This window comes from Nonomuraea cavernae, from assembly GCF_040655715.1.
GTDB classification, from domain to species: Bacteria; Actinomycetota; Actinomycetes; order Streptosporangiales; family Streptosporangiaceae; genus Nonomuraea; species Nonomuraea cavernae_A.
On record NZ_JBFAKL010000007.1, the window covers coordinates 152464 to 178182 of the forward strand.

General features: G+C 71.3%; 28 protein-coding genes and 1 riboswitch. Of the genes, 12 read left to right on the forward strand and 16 right to left on the reverse strand.

Features of this window, described 5'->3' with window-relative positions; genetic code table 11:
- Nucleotides 1-8 precede the first annotated feature (8 nt).
- The 6 genes from AB0I38_RS12770 to AB0I38_RS12795 all read right to left on the reverse strand — a co-directional run bounded on the left by AB0I38_RS12770 (nucleotide 9) and on the right by AB0I38_RS12795 (nucleotide 3766).
- Entirely contained in the window at nucleotides 9-824 is an 816-nt protein-coding gene (locus AB0I38_RS12770; RefSeq protein WP_358466249.1) for a sirohydrochlorin chelatase, read from the reverse strand.
- Between the two features lie 23 nt (nucleotides 825-847).
- Nucleotides 848-1576, reverse strand: a complete 729-nt coding sequence (locus AB0I38_RS12775; protein ID WP_358466251.1) for a phosphoadenylyl-sulfate reductase — start codon at nucleotides 1574-1576, stop codon at nucleotides 848-850.
- Nucleotides 1573-1716: an Insertion element protein gene (locus AB0I38_RS12780; protein WP_358466253.1), complete on the reverse strand. Its 144-nt coding sequence runs from the start codon at nucleotides 1714-1716 to the stop codon at nucleotides 1573-1575. The genes AB0I38_RS12775 and AB0I38_RS12780 overlap by 4 nt, the downstream gene beginning before the upstream one ends.
- Nucleotides 1713-3386 (reverse strand): nitrite/sulfite reductase, encoded by a 1674-nt coding sequence (locus AB0I38_RS12785; RefSeq protein ID WP_358466255.1) that lies wholly within the window; start codon nucleotides 3384-3386, stop codon nucleotides 1713-1715. Before AB0I38_RS12785 ends, AB0I38_RS12780 begins: the two co-directional genes overlap by 4 nt.
- A gap of 109 nt (nucleotides 3387-3495) precedes the next feature.
- Complete coding sequence (locus AB0I38_RS12790) at nucleotides 3496-3579, reverse strand: putative leader peptide (protein ID WP_354532976.1); 84 nt, start codon at nucleotides 3577-3579, stop codon at nucleotides 3496-3498.
- A gap of 61 nt (nucleotides 3580-3640) precedes the next feature.
- Nucleotides 3641-3766 (reverse strand): hypothetical protein, encoded by a 126-nt coding sequence (locus AB0I38_RS12795; RefSeq protein ID WP_358466257.1) that lies wholly within the window; start codon nucleotides 3764-3766, stop codon nucleotides 3641-3643.
- A gap of 57 nt (nucleotides 3767-3823) precedes the next feature.
- Between AB0I38_RS12795 and AB0I38_RS12800 the strand changes: the two genes are divergently transcribed.
- The 4 genes from AB0I38_RS12800 (at nucleotide 3824) to glyA (ending at nucleotide 7456) form a co-directional block, all read left to right on the forward strand.
- Nucleotides 3824-4609, forward strand: a complete 786-nt coding sequence (locus tag AB0I38_RS12800) for a TIGR03084 family metal-binding protein (RefSeq protein ID WP_358466533.1) — start codon at nucleotides 3824-3826, stop codon at nucleotides 4607-4609.
- Nucleotides 4610-4641: 32 nt separating this feature from the next.
- Complete coding sequence (locus AB0I38_RS12805) at nucleotides 4642-5037, forward strand: YccF domain-containing protein (RefSeq protein WP_358466259.1); 396 nt, start codon at nucleotides 4642-4644, stop codon at nucleotides 5035-5037.
- 40 nt (nucleotides 5038-5077) lie between these two features.
- Complete coding sequence (locus AB0I38_RS12810; RefSeq protein ID WP_358466261.1) at nucleotides 5078-6016, forward strand: YihY/virulence factor BrkB family protein; 939 nt, start codon at nucleotides 5078-5080, stop codon at nucleotides 6014-6016.
- Between the two features lie 85 nt (nucleotides 6017-6101).
- A riboswitch (ZMP/ZTP riboswitch) is annotated at nucleotides 6102-6178 on the forward strand.
- Between the two features lie 24 nt (nucleotides 6179-6202).
- Complete coding sequence (gene glyA, locus AB0I38_RS12815) at nucleotides 6203-7456, forward strand: serine hydroxymethyltransferase (RefSeq protein WP_358466263.1); 1254 nt, start codon at nucleotides 6203-6205, stop codon at nucleotides 7454-7456.
- A gap of 107 nt (nucleotides 7457-7563) precedes the next feature.
- Here glyA and AB0I38_RS12820 read toward each other — a convergent pair whose 3' ends face one another.
- A complete protein-coding gene (locus tag AB0I38_RS12820) occupies nucleotides 7564-8880 on the reverse strand; it encodes a CHRD domain-containing protein (protein WP_358466265.1) in 1317 nt (438 codons plus the stop codon).
- A 540-nt stretch (nucleotides 8881-9420) separates the two neighbouring features.
- On the opposite strand from AB0I38_RS12820, the gene AB0I38_RS12825 reads away from it, so the two are divergent.
- Nucleotides 9421-10023: a hypothetical protein gene (locus tag AB0I38_RS12825; RefSeq protein WP_358466267.1), complete on the forward strand. Its 603-nt coding sequence runs from the start codon at nucleotides 9421-9423 to the stop codon at nucleotides 10021-10023.
- Between the two features lie 59 nt (nucleotides 10024-10082).
- Here AB0I38_RS12825 and AB0I38_RS12830 read toward each other — a convergent pair whose 3' ends face one another.
- Nucleotides 10083-10805, reverse strand: a complete 723-nt coding sequence (locus tag AB0I38_RS12830; RefSeq protein ID WP_358466269.1) for an anti-sigma factor family protein — start codon at nucleotides 10803-10805, stop codon at nucleotides 10083-10085.
- Nucleotides 10802-11350, reverse strand: a complete 549-nt coding sequence (locus AB0I38_RS12835) for a sigma-70 family RNA polymerase sigma factor (protein ID WP_358466271.1) — start codon at nucleotides 11348-11350, stop codon at nucleotides 10802-10804. The genes AB0I38_RS12830 and AB0I38_RS12835 overlap by 4 nt, the downstream gene beginning before the upstream one ends.
- A 288-nt stretch (nucleotides 11351-11638) precedes the next feature.
- Between AB0I38_RS12835 and rsgA the strand changes: the two genes are divergently transcribed.
- Together rsgA and AB0I38_RS12845 are read left to right on the forward strand one after the other, a co-directional pair.
- Nucleotides 11639-12736, forward strand: coding sequence for a ribosome small subunit-dependent GTPase A (rsgA, locus tag AB0I38_RS12840; RefSeq protein WP_358466273.1), 1098 nt, complete (start codon nucleotides 11639-11641; stop codon nucleotides 12734-12736).
- A 70-nt stretch (nucleotides 12737-12806) separates the two neighbouring features.
- Nucleotides 12807-13436 (forward strand): phosphoribosyltransferase, encoded by a 630-nt coding sequence (locus tag AB0I38_RS12845; RefSeq protein WP_358466276.1) that lies wholly within the window; start codon nucleotides 12807-12809, stop codon nucleotides 13434-13436.
- A 27-nt stretch (nucleotides 13437-13463) separates the two neighbouring features.
- Here the strand turns inward: AB0I38_RS12845 and AB0I38_RS12850 are convergent, their stop codons facing one another.
- Entirely contained in the window at nucleotides 13464-13790 is a 327-nt protein-coding gene (locus AB0I38_RS12850; protein WP_358466278.1) for an ATP-binding protein, read from the reverse strand.
- A gap of 265 nt (nucleotides 13791-14055) precedes the next feature.
- Between AB0I38_RS12850 and AB0I38_RS12855 the strand changes: the two genes are divergently transcribed.
- Complete coding sequence (locus AB0I38_RS12855; RefSeq protein WP_436838740.1) at nucleotides 14056-14958, forward strand: helix-turn-helix domain-containing protein; 903 nt, start codon at nucleotides 14056-14058, stop codon at nucleotides 14956-14958.
- Between the two features lie 113 nt (nucleotides 14959-15071).
- A complete protein-coding gene (locus AB0I38_RS12860; protein ID WP_358466282.1) occupies nucleotides 15072-15305 on the forward strand; it encodes a DUF397 domain-containing protein in 234 nt (77 codons plus the stop codon).
- 191 nt (nucleotides 15306-15496) lie between these two features.
- Here the strand turns inward: AB0I38_RS12860 and AB0I38_RS12865 are convergent, their stop codons facing one another.
- The 4 genes from AB0I38_RS12865 to AB0I38_RS12880 form a co-directional block, all read right to left on the reverse strand.
- Entirely contained in the window at nucleotides 15497-15808 is a 312-nt protein-coding gene (locus AB0I38_RS12865; RefSeq protein ID WP_080036407.1) for a WhiB family transcriptional regulator, read from the reverse strand.
- A gap of 102 nt (nucleotides 15809-15910) precedes the next feature.
- Nucleotides 15911-16747 carry a sucrase ferredoxin gene (locus AB0I38_RS12870; protein WP_358466535.1) on the reverse strand — a complete coding sequence of 279 codons (837 nt, stop codon included), beginning with the start codon at nucleotides 16745-16747 and terminating at the stop codon, nucleotides 15911-15913.
- Nucleotides 16748-16902: 155 nt separating this feature from the next.
- On the reverse strand, nucleotides 16903-18399 hold the full coding sequence (locus AB0I38_RS12875) for a glycerol-3-phosphate dehydrogenase/oxidase (protein WP_358466284.1): 1497 nt from the start codon (nucleotides 18397-18399) through the stop codon (nucleotides 16903-16905).
- Complete coding sequence (locus tag AB0I38_RS12880; protein WP_358466286.1) at nucleotides 18362-18931, reverse strand: TetR/AcrR family transcriptional regulator; 570 nt, start codon at nucleotides 18929-18931, stop codon at nucleotides 18362-18364. Before AB0I38_RS12880 ends, AB0I38_RS12875 begins: the two co-directional genes overlap by 38 nt.
- 31 nt (nucleotides 18932-18962) lie before the next feature.
- Between AB0I38_RS12880 and AB0I38_RS12885 the strand changes: the two genes are divergently transcribed.
- Entirely contained in the window at nucleotides 18963-20519 is a 1557-nt protein-coding gene (locus AB0I38_RS12885) for an FAD-binding oxidoreductase (protein WP_358466537.1), read from the forward strand.
- Between the two features lie 122 nt (nucleotides 20520-20641).
- Here AB0I38_RS12885 and AB0I38_RS12890 read toward each other — a convergent pair whose 3' ends face one another.
- On the reverse strand, nucleotides 20642-21052 hold the full coding sequence (locus AB0I38_RS12890) for a hypothetical protein (RefSeq protein ID WP_358466289.1): 411 nt from the start codon (nucleotides 21050-21052) through the stop codon (nucleotides 20642-20644).
- A 128-nt stretch (nucleotides 21053-21180) separates the two neighbouring features.
- Here AB0I38_RS12890 and AB0I38_RS12895 point away from each other — a divergent pair, with 128 nt between their 5' ends.
- Together AB0I38_RS12895 and AB0I38_RS12900 are read left to right on the forward strand one after the other, a co-directional pair.
- Nucleotides 21181-22671 (forward strand): metallophosphoesterase family protein, encoded by a 1491-nt coding sequence (locus AB0I38_RS12895; RefSeq protein WP_358466291.1) that lies wholly within the window; start codon nucleotides 21181-21183, stop codon nucleotides 22669-22671.
- Between the two features lie 20 nt (nucleotides 22672-22691).
- The gene (locus AB0I38_RS12900) at nucleotides 22692-24257 is read left to right on the forward strand and encodes a bifunctional 3'-5' exonuclease/DNA polymerase (RefSeq protein ID WP_358466293.1); all 1566 of its coding nucleotides are present in this window, start codon (nucleotides 22692-22694) and stop codon (nucleotides 24255-24257) included.
- Between the two features lie 49 nt (nucleotides 24258-24306).
- On the opposite strand, the gene AB0I38_RS12905 is transcribed toward AB0I38_RS12900, so the two are convergent.
- Nucleotides 24307-25581: an MFS transporter gene (locus AB0I38_RS12905; protein WP_358466295.1), complete on the reverse strand. Its 1275-nt coding sequence runs from the start codon at nucleotides 25579-25581 to the stop codon at nucleotides 24307-24309.
- Nucleotides 25582-25719 lie beyond the last annotated feature (138 nt).

The following is a 25719-nucleotide window of genomic DNA, read 5'->3' on the forward strand; positions in this document are numbered from 1 at the left end:
GGCCGCCCCTAGGAAGCCGCTACGTCCGCTGGGCTGCGCAGTGCCGCCTCGTACCGCTCCAGCAGCACCCGGGCCGGCTCCGGCGCGGGACCGAGCACGTCGGCCACCACGTCGGCGCCCGCCTGCAGCGTGGTGCGCCGTATCTTGTCGGCGAAGTAGCCGGGGGCCAGCAGGTAGGGGGCGACCGCCACCCGGGGAGCGCCGGCTCGCCTGAGCAGCGCGACCGCCTGCTCGGGCGTGGGGTCGGCGGCCGACGCGTAGGCGGCGGTCACCGCCCACCACCCGCGCTCGCCCAGCCGGCCGGGGCCGGTGGACGGCAGGTGGGCCGCGCCGGCGTCGGGGCCGGGCCGGCGGCTCCAATCGCGGGCCATCTCGGCGATCACCGCGTTGGCGCGGGCGTCGCTCGAACCGGCCGACACCAGCACGACCGCTGTGTCCGGGTCGCCAGGCGGGATGCCCGCCTCGGCCAGCCGCCGTTCCAGGGCGGCCGTCAGGAGCGGGTGAGGGCCGAGCGTCGCGCCGTAGTGCAGGCGCAGCCGCGGGTCACGTGCCCTGGCCTCGTTGATCGCCGCCGGCAGGTCCACTCTGCTGTGGTACGCCTCCGTCAGCAGCAGCGGCAGCACCACGGCCTCCTCCAGGCCGTGCAGCGCCCGCGCGAGGGTCGGGGCCGAGTGATCGAGGTAGGCGGTGCGCACCGGCAATCCGGGGCGCGTCCGCCGTACTTCGTCCAGCAGCGCCTCCACGGTCGCGGCGGCGCGCGGATCGCGTGATCCGTGCGCCGCCGCCACCAGCGGGACGCCGGTTTGACCCGCCCCGTCTGCCAACGGGACGGGCCACCGGCTGGGAGTTACAGGTGAATGCCGCATTCGACCTTCCCCAGCCCCGCCCAGCGGCCGCTGCGCGGGTCCTCGCCGTCCGCGACCTGCCTGGTGCAGGGGGCGCAGCCGATCGAGGGATAGTTGTCGTAGTGCAACGGGTTGATCAGCACCCCGTTGTCGGCCATGTAGTTGTCGACGTCCTCCTGGGTCCACCGGGCGATCGGGTTGACCTTGACCATCTGCCGCTTGGCGTCCCACTCGACGACCTTGGTCTCGGCGCGGGTGGGCGACTCGTCGCGGCGGATGCCGGAGACCCACGCCAGGTAGGGCTCCAGCGCCCGGTTGAGCGGCTCCACCTTGCGCAGGTAGCAGCACAGGTCGGGGTTGCGGCCGAACAGGCGCGGACCGAGCTCGCGGTCCTGCTCCTCGACCGTCCGCGACGGCTTCACGTCGATCACGTTGACGTCATAGACCTGGCGCACCGCGTCACGCGTGCCGACCGTCTCGGCGAAGTGGTAGCCGGTGTCGATGAACAGCACGTCGACACCCGGCTTGACCCGGCTGACCAGATCGATGAGCAAGGCGTCGCTCATGGAGGAGGTCAGGCAGAGCCGGTCGCCGAACGTCGCCGCCGCCCACCGGATGATCTCGCGGGGAGAGGCTTCCTCAAGAAAGATCGCGGCAGAGTCGACGATGTCCTGCAGGTCGAGCGTGCCGCGCTGCTCTCTTAATCCGACTTCGATGTCCACCAGCGTCATATCTTCACTCCGATCCCGAGGAACTTCAGTTTGAAAGCGCGAGAGCAGGCCCTGCAGTACCAGCCGCCGTCGCCCTCGTACGGCTCCAGGTCCTCGTCGCCGCAGTAGGGGCAGTGGAACGGGACGGCCCGCGCGCTCATCGCAGGTCCGCCTCGTCGGCCCGCTGCACCCAGTCGGCGAAGGGCTCGCCTTCCTTCTTCTGGGCGTCGTAGTGGGTCACGACGCGTTCCACGTAGTCGGGCAGCGCGGCGGCGGTCGTCTTCAGGCCGCGGACCTTGCGGCCGAAACCGGGAGTGACGCCGAGCGAGCCGCCCAGGTGGATCTGGTAGCCCTCGACCTGTTCGCCGTGCTCGTCGACCACCAGCTGGCCCTTGAGCCCGATGTCGGCGACCTGGATGCGGGCGCAGGAGTTGGGGCAGCCGTTGACGTTGATGGTGAGCGGCTCGGCGAAGCCGGGCAGCCGCCTCTCCAGCTCGTCGATCAGGTCGGAGGCGGTCGCCTTGGTCTCGACGATGGCCAGCTTGCAGAACTCGATGCCGGTGCAGGCCATCGTCTGGCGGCGGAACGTCGACGGGTTGACCCGCAGATCGTTGGCCTCCAGCTCGGCGACCAGCGAGTCGACCCGCTCGGGCGCGACGTCGAGGATGACCATCTTCTGCTCGACCGTGGTGCGGACCCGGCCGGAGCCGTGCCGCTCGGCGATGTCGGCGATCGCGTGCAGCCGGTCGCCGTCGAGGCGGCCCACCCTGGGCGCGAACCCGACGTAGAAGTCGCCGTCCTTCTGCCGGTGGACGCCCACGTGGTCACGCCGCGAGCCGCGCGGCTGCTCCGGCGCCGGGCCGTCGGGCAGCGCCTCCTTGAGGTATTCGGTCTCCAGGACCTCACGGAATTTCTGCACGCCCCAGTCGTTGACCAGGAACTTGATCCGCGCCCGGTGCCGCAGCCGCCGGTAGCCGTAGTCGCGGAAGATCCCGATCACGCCGCCGTAGACGTCGCCCACCTGCTCCGGCCGGACGAACACGCCGAGCCGCTTGGCGAACATCGGGTTGGTGGACAGCCCGCCGCCCACCCAGAGGTCGAACCCCTTCTCGCCGTCCGGGCCCTCGACGCCGACGAACGCCACGTCGTTGATCTCGTGCACCGTGCAGTGGGCCGGGCAGCCGCTGACCGCGCTCTTGAACTTGCGCGGCAGGTTGGAGTAGGCCGGGTCGCCGATGAACCGCTCGTGCACCGCGCGGATCTGCTCGGTCGCGTCGAGCACCTCGTCGCTGTCGATGCCGGCCAGCGGGCAGCCCAGGATCACCCGCGGGGTGTCGCCGCACGCCTCGGTCGTGGACAGCCCGACGGCTTCGAGCCGCTCCCAGATGTCGGGCACCGACTCGATCTCCACCCAGTGCAGCTGCACGTTCTGCCGGTCGGTGATGTCGGCCGTGCCCCTGCCGTACTCGTTGGAGATGTCGGCGATCACCCGCAGCTGGCGCAGGTCGAGCTGGCCGCCGTCGATCCTGATGCGCAGCATGAAGTAGCGGTCATCGAGCTCCTCCGGCTCCAGGATCGCCGTCTTGCCGCCGTCGATGCCGGGCTTGCGCTGGGTGTAGAGGCCGTACCACCGCATGCGCCCGCGCAGGTCGGCCGGGTCGATGGAGTCGAAGCCGCCCTTGGCATAGATGTCGATGATGCGCTGGCGTACGTTGAGCCCGTCGTCGTTCTTCTTGCTCTCTTCGTTCTTGTTGAGAGGCTCGCGGTAACCGAGAGCCCACTGGCCTTCGCCGCGCGGGCGCTTGTGATGGCGGCTGGCGGGAGTGCTCATTGCGCGTCCTTCGGATCATGGGCGCGCGCAGCCGTCCTCCTGCCTCGTCATCGAGTGCAGGGGTGGTGAGGATCGCGACGCGCTCAGCGGTGAGAACAGGGGTGGCTGATTAACGGGCGTCGCAACAGATGGCACTGCGGACACGCAGAAGGTCGACGTGGCGTCGACCTACGAGCATGGGGTCCGCTGGCATGTACACGAAGATACTCTGACCGTCCGGGATGTCCAAGATGGGGTCCAGAGTCTGGACTCGATCATCCCTGACGCGGCCAGTCGAGCTCCGACTCGTGGCTCTCCTGCTCGCTCTGGTGCTGGCAGTCGCACCAGGAGCCGCCACGGCAGTCCTCGTGGCGCTTCTCCTTGCAGCTGTCACAGATCACGCTTCACATTATTCCTTGTAGAACGAGGTTCGGGTTAGTGTGACGGGCGTGAACCTGATGCCCGACCTCCTCGCCGACCTGCGCGCCGAGACGGAGTCGCTGGAGCTGCTGCTGCGCCCGCTGCGGCCCGAGGACTGGGAACTGCCCACGCCGGCCGCGGGGTGGGCGGTGCGCGACCAGATCAGCCACCTGGCCTGGTTCGACGACGCGGCGCGCACCGCGGTGACCGACCCCGCCGCGTTCCGCGCCTCGATCGCGGAACTCACCTCCGTCGACGACCTCGCGGCGCGCTCGCGCGACCTCCCGGCCGCCGAGCTGCACGCCTGGTTCCGTACGGCCCGCGCCCGCAGCGCCGAGGCGTTCGCCGGGCTCGCCCCCAAGGACCGGGTGCCGTGGTACGGGCCCGACATGTCGGCCGTGTCGTTCGTCACCGCCCGGCTGATGGAGACCTGGGCCCACGGCCAGGACGTGGCCGACGCCCTCGGCGTCACCAGGGAGCCCACGGCCAGGCTGCGGCACGTCGCCATGATCGGTTTCAGGGCCATGCCGTACGGCTTCGCCGTACGCGGGCTGCCGGCCCCGGCGCACCCTGTGCGGGTGGAGCTGACGACGCCCGGCGGCGAGCCGTGGACGGCCGGACCGGCCGAGGCGGCGGACGTGGTGCGCGGCCCGATGCTCGACTTCTGCCTGCTCGTCACGCAGCGTGTGCATCTGGCGGACACCGCCCTCCAGATCACCGGCGCGACCGCCCGCGCCTGGATGGAGATCGCTCAGGCCTTCGCCGGACCCCCCGGAGAAGGCCGCGCGCCGAGGCCGGGGACGGATCGGGGGCAGTCCGGATGACCTCCGCTCGGGCACGGTGACATGCTTGAGACATGCGGACACTTCTGAACGTCATCTGGCTGGTCTTCGCGGGGATCTGGCTGGCCATCGGCTACGCCGTCGCCGGGGTCATCTGCTGCATTCTGATCATCACGATCCCGTTCGGCATCGCCTCGTTCAGGATCGCCGCCTACGCGCTGTGGCCGTTCGGCCGGACCGTCGAACGCGACCCCGACGCCGGAGTGTTCTCGCTGATCGGCAACATCATCTGGTGCGTGGTCGCCGGGATCTGGCTGGCCATCGGTCACGTGCTGACGTCGATCCCGTTGTTCATCTCCGTCATCGGCATCCCGATGGGCATCGCGAACCTCAAGCTCATCCCGGTCTCGCTGCTCCCGCTGGGAGCGCGCATCGTGGACGCCGACCGGGGCAGTGCCGTTGGGACGTAAGCTGTTCCGTAGAGTCACTGCGAAAGTACGTTTGGGTGCCATGACCTCAACCGACGCGCCTGCTCGGACCAAGAGGCGGTTCAGCGCCAAGGCGCGTGCCCGGCTGAGCTGGGTGCGTGACTCGAAGCAGTGGTCCGTCGTCCGCGCGGCCACCAACGCCGGCGTCGCCTACCGCGTGACCGGCCTGGCGGGCGAGGCGGCCTTCTTCGCCCTGCTGTCGCTGCCGCCGTTCGTTCTCGGCCTGATCGGCGTGCTGGGCAAGCTCGGCACCTGGCTGGGCACGGCCCAGGTCGACACGATCAAGACCTGGGTGATCGACCAGGCGGGCGTCCTGTTCACCAAGGAGACGATCGACACCGTCGTCACCCCGCTCATCAACGACGTGCTGCGCGACGACGCCAGCAAGGTCTCCATCATCTCGCTGGGCTTCCTGCTGTCGCTGTGGTCCGGCTCGCGCGCCCTCTACGTGTTCGTGGACCTCATCTCCGTCGCCTACGGCCTCGGCGAGGAGCGCGGCATCGTCAGGACCAGGCTGATGTCGTTCGGCCTCTACGTGGTGGGCCTGGTCGTCGGCATCGTCGTCATGCCGATCCTGGTCATTGGTCCGACGCTGCTCAAGGGCCCGCTGCCCGCCGAGTACGCCGTCCTCATCGACGTGCTCTACTGGCCGGTGGTGATCATCGGCTCGGTGCTCTTCCTGACCGTGCTCTACCACGTGAGCGTGCCGGTGCGCACGAAGTGGTACCGCGAGCTGCCCGGCGCGATCCTGGCCCTGGTCCTGTGGATCCTCTGCGCCGCGGTGCTGCGAGCCGTGCTGGCCGCGTGGTTCTCCCCGGTCTCCGTCTACGGCTCGCTGGCGGCGCCCATAGCGCTGCTGCTGTGGCTCTACATCACCGCGCTGGCCGTGCTCATCGGGGCCATCCTCAACTCCGAGGTCGACCGGCTCTGGCCGGGAGTGGGCCGCACCGCCGAGGGCTGACCGGAGCCGCCCGAGAGGTGCGTCGGGCCGCCTGACGTGCTGATCGGCCGGAGTTCGTCCTCATCTCATCCGCTATCGTCTAGGAAGACGCGACTGGCGCATTGGGTGGGATCGACCACCAGGGAGCGGAGGGAGCGGAGGCCGTGCGCCTGGGTCTTCGCCGTTGTCAATGATGACAGGGGAGTCATGAGTTCTCTCGCTAGCGTCGACCCGCAGATCGCCGATCTGATCAAGGCGGAGGAGCGCCGCCAGGCCGACACCGTCAAGCTGATCGCGTCCGAAAACTACGTGTCAAAGGCGGTCCTCGAGGCCACCGGCACCGTGCTGACCAACAAATACTCCGAGGGCTATCCCGGCAAGCGCTACTACGAGGGTCAGCAGGTCATCGACCAGATCGAGACCCTCGCCAACGAGCGGGCCAAGGCCCTGTTCGGCGTCAACCACGCCAACGTCCAGCCCTACTCCGGCTCCCCGGCCAACCTGGCCATCTACATGGCCTTCCTGCGGCCGGGCGACACCGTGATGGGCATGGGCCTGCCGTTCGGCGGTCACCTCACGCACGGCTGGTCGGTCTCGGCCACCGGCAAGTGGTTCAACCCGGTCCGCTACGGCGTGCGCCAGGACACCGGCCGCATCGACCTCGACGAGGTCCGCGCCCTCGCGCTGGAGCACCGGCCCAAGCTGATCTTCTGCGGCGGCACCGCGATCCCGCGCACCATCGACTTCGAGGGCTTCGCCGCGATCGCCCGCGAGGTGGGCGCCGTGCTCGCGGCCGACATCGCCCACATCGCCGGCCTCGTCGCCGGCGGCGCGCACCCGTCTCCGGTGGGCCACGCCGACGTGATCTCCACCACCACCCACAAGACGTTGCGCGGCCCGCGCGGCGCCATGCTGATGGCCACCACCGACGAGCACGCCACCGCCCTCAACAAGGCCGTCTTCCCGGGGCTGCAGGGCGGCCCGCACAACCACACCACCGCCGCCATCGCGGTCGCGCTGCACGAGGCCGCCACCGACGACTTCAAGACCTACGCCCACCAGGTCGTCGCCAACGCCAAGGCCCTGGCCGAGGAGCTTTCGAGCCGCGGCTTCGACCTGGTGTCGGGCGGCACCGACAACCACCTGATCCTGCTCGACCTCACGCCCAAGGGCATCGGCGGCAAGCCCGCGGCCCAGGCGCTCGACCGGGCCGGGCTGGAGACCAACTACAACACGGTTCCGTTCGACACCCGCAAGCCGTTCGACCCGTCCGGCATCCGCATCGGCACCCCGTCGGTCACCTCCCGCGGCATGGGCGAGGCCGAGATGCGGCAGATCGGCGCGTGGATGGACGAGGTCGTCACCGCCCTGGCCAAGGGCGACGCCGAGGACGTCATCACCCGGGTGCACCACGAGGTCAGCGAGCTGACCTCCCAGTTCCCGGCGCCTGGCCTGTCCTGACGATCCGTGACACGCGAAACGCCCCGCCGGGCCGGCGGGGCGTTTCCTTTCGGCGTGCAGCCCGGAATCACCGGAGGTCATCCGAGGTCACGCCAGGTCATCCGAGGTCACCCGAGGAAGAGGTAGTCGGCCTGGTAGGGAACCGTCGCCTTGCTGCCCGGCCTGCAGGACCCGGTCGGCGCGACGCCGCCCTCGGTGTTGAGCCGCAGGATCTGGGTGGTGCGGGAGAGCAGGCCGCCACCCGCCCCCGATGGGGTGGCGACCAGCACGAGTTCGGGGATGTTCCGCTCGCCGTTCGGCGTCTTGGTGACGACCTGGCCGCGCACCGCGCTGCCGTCAGGTGCCACCCACTGTGGCGGGCCGGCGACGGGGTTGACGAACGAGTGGTCCAGGCCGCGCCGTAGCTGGGCCCGCACGCCGTACTGGGTGAAGGCGTATCCGTCGCTGGTCACCTTGGTGCAGGCGTAGATCTGGGAGCCGCGCCGCACGTCGGCGGTGAGCGCCCGGGGGTGGCCGAAGTGCCTGCCCGACAGCCGGCCGCGCACCGCCCCGCCGCCGAACTCGGTGGTGTGCAGGTTGGAGTAGTACCTGCCGGGACGCGCCGCGATGCGCTTGACGACGGCGGCCTTCACCGGGGCGTCGCCCGCCACGCCGGTCAGTTGCGGGGGCAGCCCCTGACCCCCGGCGAACAGGTCGGCGACCACGGGACCGTTCCTGCCGGGCACGCCACGGTGGACGTGGCCGGCGGTGACCGGCGAGAGCCCCGACCAGATGGCCGTGTAGGCGATGGCCGAGCCGTGCGGGCGCAGCCACCAGACGGCCCGGCCGTCCTTGTCGCCGCGCTTCTGGCCGTCGTCCGCGCGCACCTCCTGCGCGCCGTCGGCGCGGGAGGCGAGGGTGGCCCGGTCGCTGCCGTGCAGCACGCCGTCCAGGTTGACCGGCCGGGCCAGCCGGTGGAACTGGCCGCGCACCGCGCCCTTCGGATGCCTGGCGTCGTGCAGGTTGGCGTAGAAGCCGCCCGGGTTGTTGCTCAGCGCATTGACCAGGGCAGGATCGGCGTCGACCGCGCCCTTCACGCCGAGCACCGTCTTCGGCAGCGTTCCTCCGAAGAAGTCCAGCTTCACGTCGCCGTTCACGCCCCTGCCGCCCAGGTGGACATGTCCGGCCGTGGGCGGGCCTATCTTGTTCCAGCGCACCGCGTACGTGACCCGGCGGCCGCTGATTTTGAGGACCACGGTCGAACGGCCGTCGGGGTCGCCCTTGACGCCGACCTCGTTGGCGCCGCGCAGCCCGGCGGCGAGATAGACGTCGCCGGTGACCGCGTCGGCGGAGGCGGCGACAGAGGTGAGAGCGGGGGCGAGCGCGGTGGCGACAAGGCCGGCGGCGAGCAGGGCTCCGGCGCGGGCCGGCTTGGGCATCGACATGATGAGTCCTCGTCAGGGTTGGCATCCGGGTTCGTACGGCAGGCAGTACGAGCCCCGAGCCGCGCCGGGTTCAACCCGCGAATGGGTAAAAATACCGATTGCCCCGGGGCCACGAGTCTCCCTTCTAACAGTCGTTGGAGGGAATACCTCCGCCTCATGGATCAAGGTTTGTCGGTGAAGGGCAGCAGCGTTCGTCGGCCGGCATGCCTCGAATGACGACGATCAAGCTGGACGCGGCCATCGCCGTGACGCTCGGGCCGGCCTGGCCAATGGAGTACTCCAGCGCGCAAGTAGAGATGTCGGGAGTACGGCGTCGTGACCACGCCTGAACCGCGCGCCGAAGGTGATCGTCTTAGGGGTATGAGATGGAGTTGGGTCGCCGCTCTGGTGTTGGTGCTCACGGCGTGTAGCGGCACAGGAGTTCAAAAGACCGGTGAGACCATGCCGAGTCCGAAGCAGACTGGCCGGTCGGTCCCTGAGCAGGCTTCAGCCGGACCTGCGCGACACCCTGTCGCCGAATGGCTGCGTGTGGGTGGTTTGGTGGCCCCCGGCCTCGCCGCCGTCCGCCCTCCCATGCTGGTGGTCTACGCCGAAGGCCGGGTCATCGCCGACGCCGCGCACGAACTGCGCCTTCCACCCGCCGAGGTCGAAGCCCTGGTCGAGGCCCTGGATCACGACCTGGCCGGGCAACCCGCCACAGCCTCGCCCCAGCCGGGGTCGCCGAGGATCTATGACGTGCCCACCACGGTCCTCGGCGTCGACAGCGGCGGCGGGATGCGCCAGGTGCACGTGCCGTATCTGGAACACGGCGCAGCCCGCTACGACGCCGCGCTCGTCACCGCCCGCGACCGCCTCGCCCACCTGGCCGACCGCGTCGCCGCACAGGGCCGGAACTACTCCGCCGACCGCGTACGGCTGTCCTCCGAGCAGGTCACGGCCCCTGCGACGACCGCCAGGCCCTTGCCGGAGGGCGTCCCCCTGCCACCCGAGACGCAGGCGCGCTCGGGGAGCAAGGACTACAAGGGCAACAAGGCGGACACGATCGCCCGGCTGATACCACGGGCCGGATCCTGGCACGTCTATCGCACCTCAACCGGCGAGCACATCGCGCTCTCGTGGCGTTACCTGCTCCCTCACGAGTAAGACTCCGGCTACGGACGAGCAGGTGGGCCCGCGGAGGCTTTCGTGAAGAGCCGGAGAAACTAGACGTCGATGGTGAGCAGCTTTCTGCCGTCCGTGGTGACCACCTCGAACCGGTCGATCTGTTCCAGCGGCACCGAGCTTCCGCCGTGCATGTAGAGCGGCTCCGGTTGTCCCGGCACCCCGTAGCCGGTCTTGGGCACCGACCAGCCCGTCATCACGTGCCGCTCGCCCGAGCGCGACACCGACACCAGCTCGCACTCCAGCGGCCCTTTCACCCCCGCCAGCTTGAGCGCGGCATGGGTGCCCCACGCCTTCGACTCCAGCACCAGCCCGCCGCTCACCCCGCCGGCCCCGACGCCGGGCACCGGGATGCCGTCCGCGTAGAACTCCTCGGCCGGGCCCTGGTGGTCGCCGTGGCCCGCCGCGACCGGAGGAGCGGCCGCGTCACCGCCGAGCTGGGCGCCGATCGTCATGCCGCCGGCCACCAGCGTGACCGCGGCTGCCAGGCCGATCAGGACGGTCCCCCTGCGGGTACGCCGGTCGGCCCGCTGCTTGCGCCGCATCAGGTCGATCACCTCGGCCTCCCCGTCACGGGAAGGAGGGAGGTCGTCCTCCAGCGGACCGAGCCCGGTCAGCGCGCCGGCCACGCCGGACAGCTCCGACAGCTCGGCCACGCACGACCGGCAGACCGAGAGGTGCGCCTCGAAGGCCCGCTGGTCGTCTCCGTCGAGCAGCCCGAGGGCGTAGGCGCCGACATCGGTGTGTTCGACTCGCGCGTTCACGCCGTCACCCCTCTTTCCTGCAGTGCGACACGCAACGCTCGGACGGCGTAGTAGACCCGGGACTTCACGGTGCCCACCGGGATGCCGAGCGCCTCGGCGGCGTCGTTGACCGACCGGTCCCGCAGGATCGTCTCGTTGAGGATCTCGCGGTGTGCCGGTGACAGCGCCCGGAGCGCATCGGCCACGACCACCTGATGCAGGAGCCCCTCCATCTCGTCGGGCATGGGTACGCTCTCCAGCGGCCCGTCGCCCGACTCCTGAGGGCGGGCGTCCCTGCGCCGCCGGTCATCGATCACGATACGTCTGGCGACCGTGGCGAGCCAGGGCATCAGCGACACCGACGCTGGATCGAGCCGTTCCGCGCTCCGCCAGGCGCGGATCATGGTCTCCTGTACGACGTCCTCGGCCCACTGCCGGTCGCCCGCCGTGAGCCGCACCACGAAGGCCAGCAGCGGCCGATGGTATTCCCGGTAGAGCGCGGAGACGACCAGGTCGTCGTCCGGCCGGACGCGCCTGATCCAGTGGCTCACACGCGGCTTGCCCATGGGGGCGGCTCCCTCTGCGGAGGGCGGGGGATACGTGCCGATTCGCATCATTCCCCTTTCTCGAGTGCGTCGGCAGGGAGTACGGCCCGGGATCCGGGCGGGGTTCAACGCGCCGCGAAGATAAATGTGATTGCGACCTTCGGGACAGGGTGCGTAGAGTCCCGTCAACGACGAGATCGAGGAGGTGAGGACCATGCGGGTTGTCCTGTTCCGCCTGCCGTCCATCAACCTCCGGGTGCCCGCCTGAGCGCTGCCCCGGGTCCTCTTCGATCCAAAGGAATCACTCCGTTGTCCTTCGACCTTTCGCTGCTCGGCTGGGCCGGCACGCGTGCCGCCGAGCTTCCCGTTGACACCGTCCCCGCGCGCGTGGCGCGCGTCGATCGCGGGGCCGCCGAGGTGATCGCGGCCGACGGCCAGCACCACGTCCGATACGGCGCCCGCGTCCGCCGGGCCTCCGCCGACGACCCGGTGGCGCTGCCGTGCGTCGGCGACTGGGTCGCCCTCAGATGGCTGCCGGAAGGCCGCTTCGAGGTCGACGCGGTCCTGCCCAGAAGCTCCGCCTTCGTCCGTGGCGGCGTCAGCCGCGACTCACGGGGCGGCCTGTCGGGCGACGGCCAGGGCCAGGTGCTCGCGGCCAACGTCGACATCGTGTTCGTGGCCGAGCCGTCCATGCACTCCACCGACTTCGCCGACCTGGGGCGCATCGAGCGGCTGGTCGCGCTGGCCTGGGAGTCGGGCGGCACGCCGGTCGTGCTCCTCACCAAGTCCGACCTGTTCGAGCAGGGCCTCGACGAGCTGCTCGCCGACGTGCGGGCGGCGGCGCCCGGCGTGGAGGTGCACGCCGTCTCCTCGATGCTCGGCGAGGGCGTGCAGCCGGTACGCGGCCTTCTCGGCGGCTCGCGCACCGCCGTCGTCCTCGGCCCCTCGGGCGCCGGCAAATCCACCCTGGTCAACGCGCTGGCCGGCGGGGAGGTGATGGAGACCCAGCAGGTCAGGGCCGCCGACGGCCGGGGCCGCCACACCACCGTGCACCGGGAGCTCATCCCGCTGCCCGGCGGAGGGCTGGTCATCGACACACCGGGCATCCGCCGGGTCGGCCTCTACGAGATGAGCCAGGGCGTCGACCTGGTCTTCTCCGACATCGAGGCCCTGGCCGGGCACTGCAGGTTCGACGACTGCGGTCACGACAGCGAGCCCGGCTGCGCGGTGCTGGCGGCCCTGGAGAGCGGTGAGCTGCCCGAGCGGCGGCTGCACAGCTGGCGCAAGCTGCAACGGGAGGCCTCGTGGATGGCCGGCCGCACCGATGCCCGGCTCCGCAAGGAACAACAGAACAAATGGAAGATCATCCACAAGGAGATGCGCCGTTCTGGCAGGAACCGTCCATGAGGCCGCCCGGTCGCGCGAAGTCCCGGCCCGCCTAGCGGGACCTCGCGCGCGCCGGGGGTACGACCAGGGGATGGACATCGTGTTCGCCGACCGGGCCGAAGCCGGGGAGATGCTCGCCGAGCGGCTCCAGCACCTGCGTGACCCGGTGGTGCTCGCGCTGCCGCGCGGTGGCGTCGCGGTGGCCGTGCCCATCGCCCGCAGGCTGGGCGCCGTGCTCGACGTGCTGGTGACCCGCAAGATCGGCTATCCGCCGTCGCCCGAGCTGGGGGTCGGCGCGATCGCCGAGGGCGGTGAGCCGGTCTTCGACCACCAGTTGCTGCGCCGGCTCGGGCTCACGCCCGAGTCGGTGGCGGACGTGGTCGAGGACGAGCGGCGCGAGCTGGCCCGCCGGGTGGAGACCTACCGCCAGGGCCGGCCGCTGCCCGCCCTGGCGGGGCGCGAGGTGGTCGTGATCGACGACGGTCTGGCGACCGGAGGCACCGCGCGGGCGGCGCTCCGGGCGGTCCGCGCGGCCAACCCGGCCCGGGTGACCCTGGCCGTGCCCGTGGGCTCCCGCGCGACAGTCGAGGCGCTGCGAGAGGAAGCCGACGAGGTGATCGTGCTGGCCACTCCCGAGGACTTCCGGGCGGTCGGCCAGTGGTACGAGCGCTTCGACCAGCTCAGCGACGCAGACGTGCTGGGCCTGCTGGCCGAGGCGTAGGCCGCGGCCATCGGCCCAGCACGCCGCCTAGACCGCCAGCACGGCCCAGACGTACTTGCGGGGACCGGCCGGGATCCAGCCCCATGCGGCGGACAGCGCCTCGACCAGCCGCAGCCCGCGCCCGAACTCGGCGTGGACGTCGGGGGAGGCGGTGATCGGAGCGACCGGGCTGGAGTCGCTGACCACGCAGGCCAGCTCGGGTCCGTGGCTCAGCAGGCGGAGCTGGATCGCGCCGCCGCCATGTCGCACCGCGTTGGTGACCAGCTCGGAGACCACGAGCTGCGCGTCGTAGGTGATGCAGTCGCAGCCCCAGCCGGTGAGCGTGCGATCGACGAAACGCCGGGCCGAGGCCACACATCCTTGCTCGAATGTGCTCAACTGGGTAAAAGGGAAGATCGCGGCGCGAGGGGCGGCATGTCCATCCAGCAGAATGGAGGACAGCCATCCGGGCGGCCGGGCCTCGATGGCGGCTGCCGGCCGAGCGTCGAAAGTCGTCATCCAGGCCCCCGAGGCGCGGTCTAAGTGATCCAGTTCCATCTTTACGGCATGCGCTTACCGATGCAAGACTTTTCATGTTTTACAGATGCAAATCGCATCTGCACGTGCAGATGATCAGGGAGTGAGTGAAGGCGTGAGCGTATCTGGTGCGGAGGGGAAGGTCCTTGGCCACTCGCTGGGGAGCCCCACGGTCCTGCGGATCCTGCTGGGCACGCAGCTGCGCCGGCTCCGCACGCGGCGGGGCATCAGCCGCGAGGACGCGGGCTACGCCATCCGCGCCTCCCACGCCAAGATCAGCCGGCTGGAGCTCGGCCAGGTCAGCTTCAAGGAGCGCGACGTGGCCGACCTGCTCACCCTCTACGGCGTCATCGACGAGGAGGAGCGGGCGCCGCTGATCGAGCTGGCCCGCCAGGCCAACGCCCAGGGCTGGTGGCACAAGTACAGCGACCTGCTGCCGAGCTGGTTCGAGGTCTACATCGGCCTCGAAGGCGCGGCCTCCAGCGTCCGCACGTACGAGAACCAGTTCGTGCCGGGCCTGCTGCAGGCGCCCGGCTATGCCCGTGCGGTGATCAAGCTGGCCCACTGGGCGGCCCCCGCCGAGGAGATCGACCGCCGCGTCACGCTGCGCACCATCCGGCAGAAGCGGCTGACCGGCGACAGCGCGCTGACCCTGTGGGCGGTGATCGACGAGGCCGTGGTGCGCCGCGCCCTCGGCGGACCGCAGGTGATGCGCGAGCAGATCGAGCACCTGCTGGAGATGACCACGCTGCGCAACGTCACCGTGCAGATCATGTCGTTCGAGCGGGGTGGGCACGCCGCGGCGGGCGGGCCGTTCAGCATCCTGCGGTTCCCTGAGCGCGACCTGCCCGACGTGGTCTACATGGAGCAGCTCACCAGTGCCCTCTACCTCGACAAGCCGGCCGAGTCCGACCGCTACACGCAGGTCATGGACCGGCTGAGCATCCAGGCCGAGTCGCCGGCCGACTCCAGGCTGTTCCTTGAGCGGTTGCTCGCCTCCATGTGATCCACTCCATACCGGAATTTTGGTCATCCCGTATATGGGCTTCTTTGTGCTGCCGTATCGTCTGCTCGCAAAGCACGGATGCACGTGCATTTGTAAGCGCGAGGAGTTTCTCCATGCATGAGTTCCGCAACGGGACGCCTGCCCGCACCCTTCCGGCCGTCTGGCGGAAGAGCAGGCGGAGCAACCCCAACGGCAACTGTGTCGAGGTGGCCAGCCTGCCGACCGGTGAGGTGGCTGTGCGCAACTCGCGTTTCCCCGACGATCCCGCGCTCGTCTACACGCGAGCCGAGATCACCGCGTTCGTCCTGGGCGCCAAGGACGGAGAGTTCGACGACCTGATCGTCTGATTTCGGGGGTCCGCGAACGACGAGAGCCCGGCGTCCATGACGCCGGGCTCTCTTTTGTGCTCGGGATTGAGACTCGCGCCTGATCAGGCAGTTGCCCCGACCGGGTTCGGCCGGGCCTGGCCGGGTGAGCCAGGCCCCGCTTCATCGGGACAACTGCGGGATCACGCGCGCTCGTGGCGCTGCCGGGCAGGTCAGGCGGCGGAGATGCCGGCGCTGGCGGCGCGGCGCATGCGACGGCGACGCTCGGAGGCGCGCTCGTCCTCGTTCAGGCCACCCCACGTGCCGTACTTCTCCGGACGGGAAAGCGCGTAGTCAAGGCACTCGTTACGGACGGGGCACTGGGCGCAGATCGCCTTGGCCTTCCGCTCACGTACGTCACGCTCGGGCTGCCGCTCCCCGTCGGGGCCGAAGAAGAGCACGAGGTCCTCACCCCGGCACGCGGCATCATCCTGCCAACCCCAGCTGGGGCGCGGGCGGGCGAGCTGCCGACGTACCTGAGACATGAGAAAACCACCTTCGTGAGAGGTATTTCGGTAATTGAGCCGCATTGGACGCTTTTGGCGTCACTGTTCCAACGCAGGGAGGGGCCGCGGATGTTCCCGTGATCAGGTGAGGGCGAGCGTGGTGTACCGCACAGGCGTGAGCCTGTCCAGCGAAACCAGCCGGTAGGTGGTGATCGTCTCGGCGCAAGCCGTACCACACGGCGCTTGCCACGCCGATGGTGCGACCACAACCCGGAACCGGACATCGCCGCCGCTTCGCGCGCTGACTCGCACGATGGCTTCGGTGACGTCGCCGTCCGACCTGGAGGATTCCACGGCCACTGCGCCGACAGAGCACTCTCCCGTATGGGATCGGGCGAAGTGCTCGACGGCTTGCAATGGCTCAGGGATGCCTGCGCGTCCCCGGTAGCGGTCGAGAATGATCTCGCCCGACCGGTACGCGTTAGCCGCTGCGATCGCAGCAGCCTGAGACATGCTGCCGTAGAAAATTCCGTGTGGCAAGCACACGAGGTTGGCGGCGTAACGATCGCCGCCAACGTGTGACGTTTCCCACACTCTGTCCGGCAAAATTTCCGCCAGCCCACGAGCGAGGGGTAGTCCAATGCGGGCACAACACGCATTGCGTTTGGCGTGCGTGCAGACCAGAAATACCGGCTCGTCATCCAGTATGCAGGACTCCGGGACCACTCCGGCCACCAGCGCGTCAAGGTCAAGATCGTCAGGACCTGCGATGACGCCCGAGGCCAGCCAGGGGTTGGGCCCCGTGCCGTAGGCGACTAGCACACGCAGGCCCTGCTGTCGCGGGCGGGTACGTCTTCCGGGACGGCGGATGAGCTGGGGTCTGATACCGCGATCGAGCGCCCGCCGCACGAGTTCGGCGATGTTGTCAGGAAGTTCGAAGTTCTCCAGATGGGACGGCCAGGGGCCGGGGTGTTCCACGAGCAACCAGAGCCGGGCTCCCACCGTGGCGCTGGCCCCTGTGGGCACGGCGCCGTCGTGGCTTCCCGCCGGATGTTCGCAGCCCCTGGTCACTCTCCGCCCCCTCTCGGATTAGGTAAGACTAACCTAAGAGTAAGGGATCAAGATGTGGGGGTTCAGCCCAGCGTGTCGCGAGCGGCGGGCAGGGCCGCCGCCCGGTCCTCGGGCACCAGGCCGATCCTCGTGCGGCGGTCGAGCAGGTCGCCGGCGTCGAGCGCGCCCTCGTGCCTGACCGACCAGAGCAGTTCGCCCCTGGTGATGCCCAGCCCGACCTCCTCGGGGTGCTCCTGGACGAGTTCGTGCACGGCCGCCGCCTCGCCGCCGTAGCGCTCGACCAGCCGCCGCGGCACCCCGTCGGCGGGCCGGCCGGGAGTCGCGCCGACGAGCGGGAGGCGCGCGGTGCGGCAGGGGCCCGCCGGAATGTCCGTGACCGAGAGCGCCCGGTCCACCGCGTCCCGCGCCATCCGCCGGTAGGTCGTGAGCTTCCCGCCGACGACCGTGACGAGCCGTCCGTGCGCCAGCACGGCGTGGCGGCGCGACAGGTCCGCCGTGCCGCCGGTGTCGCCGTCGGCGGCCAGCAGCGGCCTCAGGCCCGCGTAGGCGCCCGCCACGGCGTCGCGCCCCACGGGAACCTCCAGAACCGTGTTGAGCACGTCGAGGAGTGCTCTCACGTCCTCCTCCGGCGCCTCCGGAACGTCGGGGACGGGACCGTCGACCGGCTCGTCCGTCAGGCCGACGTGGACGCGGCCGTCGGCCTGCGGCAGCACGAGCGCGAACCGGTTGCTCGCGCCCGGGATCGGCACGTGCAGCCCGGCGGTGACGCCCGGCAACGTCCCCGGCCGCAGGACGAGGTGCGTGCCCCGCGAGGGACGCAGCCGCACCCGGGGGTCCAGCCGGCCGGCCCACACCCCGGTCGCGTTGACCACGACCCTGGCCCGGATCGCGAACTCCTCGCCGGTCAGCTCGTCACGCACGGTGGCGCCGTCGCCGGTCAGCTCCAGCGCGCGGCAGCGGGTCAGGACCTTGGCGCCGTGCGCCGCCGCCGTTCTGGCGATGGCCACCACGAGGCGGGCGTCGTCGACCAGGCGGCCGTCCCAGGACAGCAGCCCGCCCCTCAGGCCGCGTTCGCGCAGAGCCGGCGCCAGCCGCCGCGCCCGTACGGCGTCCAGCAGGGAGGGGCCGGGCAGCAGGGGGCGGGGCGTGCGGGCGGCGGCCCGCAGCCCGTCGCCGAGCCGGTAGCCCGTCATCAGCACGGCCGCCCGCGACCGGGACACCGCGGGCGTGAGCGGCAGCAGGTAGGGATGCGCCCTGACCAGGTGCGGGGCGGTGCGGCGGAGCAGGATGCCGCGCTCGACCGCGCTCTCGTAGGCCACGTCCAGCTGGCCCCTGGCCAGGTAGCGCAGGCCGCCGTGCACCAGCTTGGAGCTCCACCTGGACGTGCCGAACGCCAGGTCGTGCGCGTCGATCGCGGCCACGCTCAGCCCGCGCGAGGCGGCGTCCAGCGCTACTCCCGAGCCCGTCGCCCCCAGCCCCACGACGAGCAGGTCGACCGGCCGCTCGGTGACGAGGGCCAGCTCATGGGCCCTCCTGCGTGCGTTCAGTGAGCTGTCCAAGGTATGCCTCCAGCAGTGCCGTGAGTTCGGCGTCGAGGTCGTCGAGCGTCACCGGGTCGTGCCCCGCCGGGCCGCTCGCCGCCGGGCCGAGCATCGTGGGCGCCGACAGCAGGAACGACTGGGCCACCAGCAGCACCGCCCTGGCCTTGCGGGCGTCGCCGGTGACGCGTTCGAGCACGTCCAGCGCGGCTTCGTGGGTGGCGCCCCGGCGCTCCAGCAGGTAGGGGAGGAGCAGGTCGGGGTCGGTCTCCACGATCTTGCGCCAGAGCGGGTGCTCGCGCAGCCGCCGTACGCCCCCGACCATGGCGGCGACGGGGTCCGAGACGTCGAGTTCGGCCAGGACCCGCACCCATTCGCGGGTCATCAGGTCGGCGACCAGCGAGCGGACGTCGGGCCAGCGGCGATAGAGGGTCATCCGCGACACTCCGGCCCTGCGCGCCACGTCGGTGAGCGTGGTGCGGCGCACCCCGTAGGCCAGCACGCAGTCGCGAGCCGCGTCGAGAACTCCATCATTGTGACGAATCAACGTCATATGTCACAGTGTAGACGTGTCTACCGAATCCATGCTGTGGTCCGGCTGGGGCGACCCCGCCCTCGCGCGCGAGTTGCCCGAGCAGGTCCGCGATCTGCTGCGCGACGTGCTGGGCGTGCGCTCGCCGGACGCTCCGGCCGTGCCCCTCGACGCGGTGCGGCTGCCGCCGGTCACGCTGTCCGCCGGGCACCTGGCCGCGCTCGCCGGCGTGACCGGGCCGGAGCACGTGCTGACCTCGCACGAGGCGCGGGTCCGGCACACGCGCGGCAAGTCGACCCCCGACCTGCTGCTGATGCGGTCGGGCGACGGCTCCGACGCGCCGGACGCGGTCGTGCTGCCCGGTTCCCACGAGGAGGTGGCCGCGCTGCTCGCGCTCTGCGCGGCCGAGCGGATCGCCGTCGTGCCGTTCGGCGGCGGCACCTCCGTCGTGGGCGGACTGGTCGCCTCGCGGGCCGGCTTCGCCGGGGTGGTGGCGCTCGACCTGCGCCGGCTGGACCGGCTGGTGTCGGTCGACGCCGAGTCGATGGTCGCCGAGTTCCAGCCGGGCCTTCGGGCGCCCGAGGCCGAGCGGCTGCTGGGCGCGCACGGGCTGACGCTGGGTCACTTCCCCCAGTCGTACGAGTACGCCACGCTCGGCGGGTTCGCGGCGGCGCGCTCCAGCGGGCAGGCCTCCGCCGGCTACGGCCGGTTCGACGACCTGGTGGTGGGCCTCACGGTGGCCACCCCGGCGGGCACCCTGGAGCTGGGCCGCGCGCCCAGGTCGGCGGCCGGGCCCGACCTGCGGCACCTGGTCCTGGGCTCGGAGGGGGTGTTCGGCGTCATCACCTCGCTGCGCCTGCGGGTGCGGCGGCTGCCCGCCGAGAAGGTCTACGAGGGGTGGCGGTTCGCGTCGTTCAAGGAGGGCTCGGCCGCGCTGCGGACGCTCGCCCAGGAGGGGCCGCTGCCCACCGTGCTGCGGCTGTCGGACGAGACCGAGACCATGATCGGGCTGGCCAGGCCGGACGCGATCGGTGGCGGCGACACCGGCTGCCTGGTGATCGCGGGCTATGAGGGCGCGTCGGTGGCCGGGCGGCGGGACGCGGCCGCCTCGGTGCTGTCGCGGCTCGGCGGCACCCCGCTCGGGACGGCGCCGGGCGAGGACTGGGAGCACGGCCGCTTCTCCGCGCCCTACCTGCGTGACTCGCTCCTCGCCGCGGGGGCGACCGTGGAGACCCTGGAGACCGCCACGTTCTGGTCCGGCCTGCCGCGGCTCTACGACGCCGTACGGCTGGCGCTGCTCGGCGCGCTCGGCTCACCGCTGGTCATGTGCCACATCTCCCACGTGTACGAGACCGGGGCCTCGCTCTACTTCACCGTCGTCACCGCCCAGCACGGTGACCCGGTGGAGCAATGGGCGCGGGCCAAGGAGGCGGTCACCTCGGCGATCGTCGAGGCGGGCGGCACCGTCTCGCACCACCACGGGGTCGGCCGCGAACACCGCCGGGCGTACGCGACCGAGGTGGGGCCGGTGGGCGTGGAGATCCTGCGTGCGATCAAGTCGCGGCTGGACCCGGAGGGCATCCTCAACCCGGGAGTCCTCGTCCCCTGACCCCGGACGCCGGCGGTCCCTGTCCGGAACCCCGGACGGCTCCTGACCGGTGCCCCCCTGACGGCTCCCGCCCGGTGACCGGACGGCCCTTGATCTGTGTGACCCCCGTCGCGAGAGCCGGGCTACGCCTCCTCCGGAGGCATGACCTGGGCCGCCTCCTCCGTCGCAGCGGCGGCCTCGGCGTACTGCTGGAGGGCCTCGTACACCGCGGACAGGCACCACAGGCAGGCGACCAGCGCCTCGCCCTCGGAGCGCGCCAGCTCGACCGCCTCGATCGCGAACGGCAGCGCCTCGGCGGCGCGCCCCCGCTTGAGCAGCAGCATGGCCGCGGTGTGCAGGGCGCGCACGAGCAGGACGGTGTGCCCCGGGTCGGCGGCGGCGAGCTCGCGGCTGCGCGTGACCGCCTCCCGGAGGTCGCGCAGTGCGCTCCGGCTCCAGCGCGGGCGGCTCGCGGCATAGGCCAGCAGGCCTTCGACGGCATCAGCGCCCGTGGTGCCGCGCCGGGTCGTATCGTCCGAACCGTTCCGGGCCATCGCAGCCCCCCTCACGGCCGACAACCGCTTGCTTGGGGCGTGAGGCTACACCATCGTGAACCTTCTGTGTTGGCTGCACCACGGAGCGTTCGGATGCAATTCGGGAAGATCGCGGCAAAGATATGGTCATGGTGGACGTCGAAGCCGAGCGTGGTAAGCAGGCCTCATCCCGGGACTCCGAGGAGGGCGCCGGCTGGTCGTGTCAGCAGATCGGCACGTTCGAGCGGCTCAGACCGCACGACACCGGCTTCAACTGGCTCAACGTGGCGACCCTGTGGCGCTCGCGCAACGAGATCCTGGCCGGGCTGTTCGGCGACCCGTCGGGGCAGGTGCGGCAGCGCTGGGTGGCCGGGCAGCTGGAAGGCGGCGCCGACGTCGAGTTCAGGATCCGGCCCGAGGTCGGCCCGAGCTTCGACTTCCTGGTGTTAGGCGACACGGGCGAGGGCGACGCCTCCCAGTACGCCGTCGTGCCGGGCCTGCTGAAGGTGGGGGAGGGCACGTCCTTCGCCGTCATCGCGAGCGATGTGATCTACCCGGCGGGGTCGCCCAACGAGTACGGCGACAAGTTCTACCGGCCGTACAAGGACTACGACGCGCCGATCTACGCGATCCCTGGCAACCACGACTGGTACGACGGGCTCGGCGGGTTCATGCGGATCTTCTGCGACGCCCCGCCGCTCAAGCCCAAACCCGGCACCGGCTGGCTGCGCGGGCTGCTGTGGCGCAGGCCGGAGGCCGTCGACGAGGAGCGCCTGGCCGAGGCCCGTGAGCTCAGAGGCCGGCCGTCGCAGCAGGCCGGCCAGCCCGGCCCCTACTGGGTGATCGAGAGCGACGGCCTGCTCGTCGTCGGCGTCGACACTGGCATCAGGGGGGAGATCGACGCGGTGCAGACGGAGTGGCTGCGCCGCGTCTCGCGCGACCCCCGGCCCAAGGTGCTCATCACCGGCAAGCCGATCTACACCCGCAACGACTACAAGCCGTCGCCGCTGGAGGGCGGTGGCACCATCGACGACATCGTGCGCGACCCCGAGCACCGCTACGTGGCGGCGATCGGCGGCGACGTGCACAACTACCAGCGCTACCCGGTCAGGGTCGGCGACCGGGTGATCCAGTACATCGTCTCCGGCGGCGGCGGCGCGTTCATGCACGCCACCCACACCATCCGGCGGGTCGACGTGGCCGGCGTGCACGAGGACGACTTCAGGCTCTACCCGCTGCGCGGTGACTCGCTGTCGTTCTACAGCCAGCTCTACGCCAAGCGGCTCCGGATGAAGTGGATCTACCTCACGCCCGCCGAGGCCGCCTGCGTCATGGCCGGCCAGATCGGCAACACGCCGGTGCGGCCGCTCGACGGCCAGGTGACCATCACCCGCCGGATGAGGTGGGCCGCGCGACTGCTCGGCGCCTGGCCGTGGCCGTTCCGGCTGCCGGTCGACCGGGTCTTCCACCGCTACCTGTCGGAGTTCTCCGACTGGGACACCCCGCCGTTCTTCAAGCACTTCCTGCACCTGTCGGTCACGCCCGAGCTGCTGAAGATCCGTTGCATCGCCGCCACCGGCTGCCTGGAGCAGGAGCTGCGGCCGCCGGTGGAGGACGAGGTCGTCATCGCGCTGTCGTAGGCGCCTGGCACGCTGGAGGCGTGTACGTGGTGCTTGCGGGAGAGACGATCCACCCCGTCCCGGGGGCGGGCCGGCGTCCGGCCGATCCGGCGCGGGCCGTGGCAGAGCTGGAGCGCGAGCGTCCGCGCTGGGTCTGGGCCGACACCCGTGAGGACTACCCGCCGCTGCTGCGCGCCGGCGTGCGGGTGTCGCGCTGCCACGACCTCGCGCTCACCGAGAGCCTGCTGCTGGCAGCCGAGGGCCGCTACGGCGAGCCCCGCTCGGCCAGGGCCGCCCACGCCCGCCTGCTTGGGCTGCCCGTGCCCGACGAGCAGCCCTCCGCGCCCGGCACCCTGTTCGCGCCCGAGCCGCTGGCCGCCGAAGCGGTGGCCGAGGTGCTGGCCGGCCAGCTGCGCCGGATCGACGCGCTGCCCGATCCCGGCCGGTTCCGGCTGCTGGTCGCGGCCGAGTCGGCGGGCGCGCTGATCGCCGCCGAGATGGGCCACGACGGCATGCCGTGGCGCCGCGACGAGCACGACGCCCTGCTCACCGAGCTGCTCGGGCCGCGGCCCGTGCACGGCATGCGGCCCGCCCGGCTGCAGGCGCTGGCCGACGAGGTGTCGGCCGCGTTCGGTCACCCGGTCAACCCCGACTCGGTACAGCAGCTGGTCAAGGCGTTCAAGGGCGCGGGCGTGGCGATCAAGAGCACCCGGTCGTGGGAGCTCAAGCGGATCGACCACCCGGCCGTCGCCCCGCTGCTCGCCTACAAGGAGCTGGCCCGGCTGCACAGCTTCCACGGCTGGACGTGGGCCGACCAGTGGGTGCGCGGCGGCCGGTTCCGGCCCGAATACGTGGTGGGCGGCGTGGTGTCGGGCCGCTGGGCCACCTCGGGCGGCGGGGCGTTGCAGATCCCCAAGGTGATGCGCCGGGTGGTGCGGGCCGACGAGGGCTGGACCCTGGTCGTGGCCGACGCGGCCCAGCTGGAGCCGCGGGTGCTGGCCGCGATGGCCGGCGACGGGGGGCTGGCCAGGGCGGCGGGCGAGATCGACCTCTACTCCGCGCTGGCGCAGTCGTTCGGCGGCGAGCGTGACAACGCCAAGATCGCGATGCTGTCCGCCATGTACGGCGGCACCAGCGGCGACGCCCCCAAGCTGCTCGCCATGATGCGCCAGCGCTTCCCGCAGGCCTACCGGTTCGTCGAGGACGCCGCCAAGGCGGGCGAGGAGGGCCGCCTGGTCCGCTCCTGGCTCGGGCGCACCAGCCCGCCTCCGTCCGAGCGGTGGAAGGAGATCGTGTCGGGACCCGACGGCGGCCGGACCGCGCGCGACCGCGGCCGGTTCACCCGCAACTTCGTCGTCCAGGCCACCGCGGCCGAGTGGGCGCTCGCGCTGATGGCGGTGCTGCGAGGGCTGCTGCCCGACCCGGCCCGGCTGGTGTTCTTCCAGCACGACGAGGTCATCGTGCACTGCCCGCTCGACCAGGCCGAGCAGGTGATCGGCGCCGTGTCCGGCGCGGCGGCGGAGGCGACCCGGCTGCTGTTCGGCCGCACCCCGGTGCGCTTCCCGATGGAGGCGGTCGCCGTCGACTGCTACGCCGACGCCAAGTAGTTCCGCCGTCGACTGCTACGCCGACGCCAAGTAGTTCCGCCGTCGGCCGCTACGCCGGCGTCACGTGGTTCCGCTGCCCGACGGCCAGCCAGATCCCGGCGAGCGCCACCATCACGCCCACCACCAGGCCGAGCACGCTGTACGACAGGCCGCCGACGATCGCGCCGGCCACGATCGTGCCGGTGGCGCCGCACACGTTCATGAGCAGGTCCGACAGGCCCTGCACCGGGGTGCGACTGCCGACCGGCACCGACTCGCTGAGCAGCGCCGAGCCCGCGACCAGGCCGCACGACCAGCCCAGACCGAGCAGCACCAGCGCCACCGTCACCTGCCAGACGCGGTGATCGGCGGTGCCGGCCAGGGCGGCGGCGCCGAGCAGCAGCGCCATGCCGAGCAGCAGCACCGGCACCCTGCCCGCCTTGTCGGCCAGCCAGCCCACCACGGGCGACAAGACGTACATCCCGGCGATGTGCAGGCTGATCACCAGGCCGATGACGTCCAGGTTCGAGCCGTCGTGGTGGAGTTGGACCGGGGTCATCGACATGACCGACACCATCGCGGTGTGGCTCACCGCGATCATGATCAGTGCCCGGCGGGCCATCGGCGTGGCGCGCAGCGTCCGCCAGGCGTCCTTGACCGTCCCGCTCCTGCCCCGGTCGGTCGGGGACGCGCCGTCGCGCTCGCGGGCCAGCTTGAGCGGGTCGGGACGCAGCCCGATCACGATGATCAGCAGGGCGACGGCGAAGGCCAGCGCCGCGAACGCGAACGGGCCGGCCTTCTCGGCCAGGCCCGCGTCGATGCCGATCTGGTCGGCGGGTCTGGCCAGGTTGGGCCCGGCCACGGAGCCGATGGTGGCCGCCCACACGACCAGTGACAGGTGCCTGGCGGAGTGCCCCTTCGGCGACAGGTCGGTCGCCGAGTAGCGCGCGGCCAGGTTTCCCGCGCTTCCGCCGCCCACCAGCACCAGCCCGACCAGCAGCAGCGGCCAGTTGCCCATCGAGATGGCGGCCACGGACAGCGCGCATCCCGCGAGTGCGGCCAGGTACGCCAGCGCCAGTCCCGCTCGCCGCCCGCCCCGTCCCGCCGCCTTGGCGGTGGGCAGCGCGAGCAGCGCGGCGCCGAGTACGGTCGCGGTGCCCGCGAAACCACTGATGACGGTGGATCCGGACAGCTCGTCCACGACGACCGAGCTGAGCGCCAGCCCGACCGCGACCCCCACCCCGCCCGCGATCTGCGCGCCGGACAGGACACCCAGGGTGCGGCGCTGAATGGCACGAATTTGGTCATCGGGGGAAATAGCGGACTTTGTGGGGGTGCTCGTCACTTGTGAAGTCTCGCATAGCCCACGAGATGGCCCCAAAGAGGACAAGAACGCTTTCCTGATGCGCTCCGCCCGTTCCATTCGCCGGCTCGCGGACGGTGACGAACGCCCCTCTCGCGCCCGCGGCCCAGGGACGCGCCC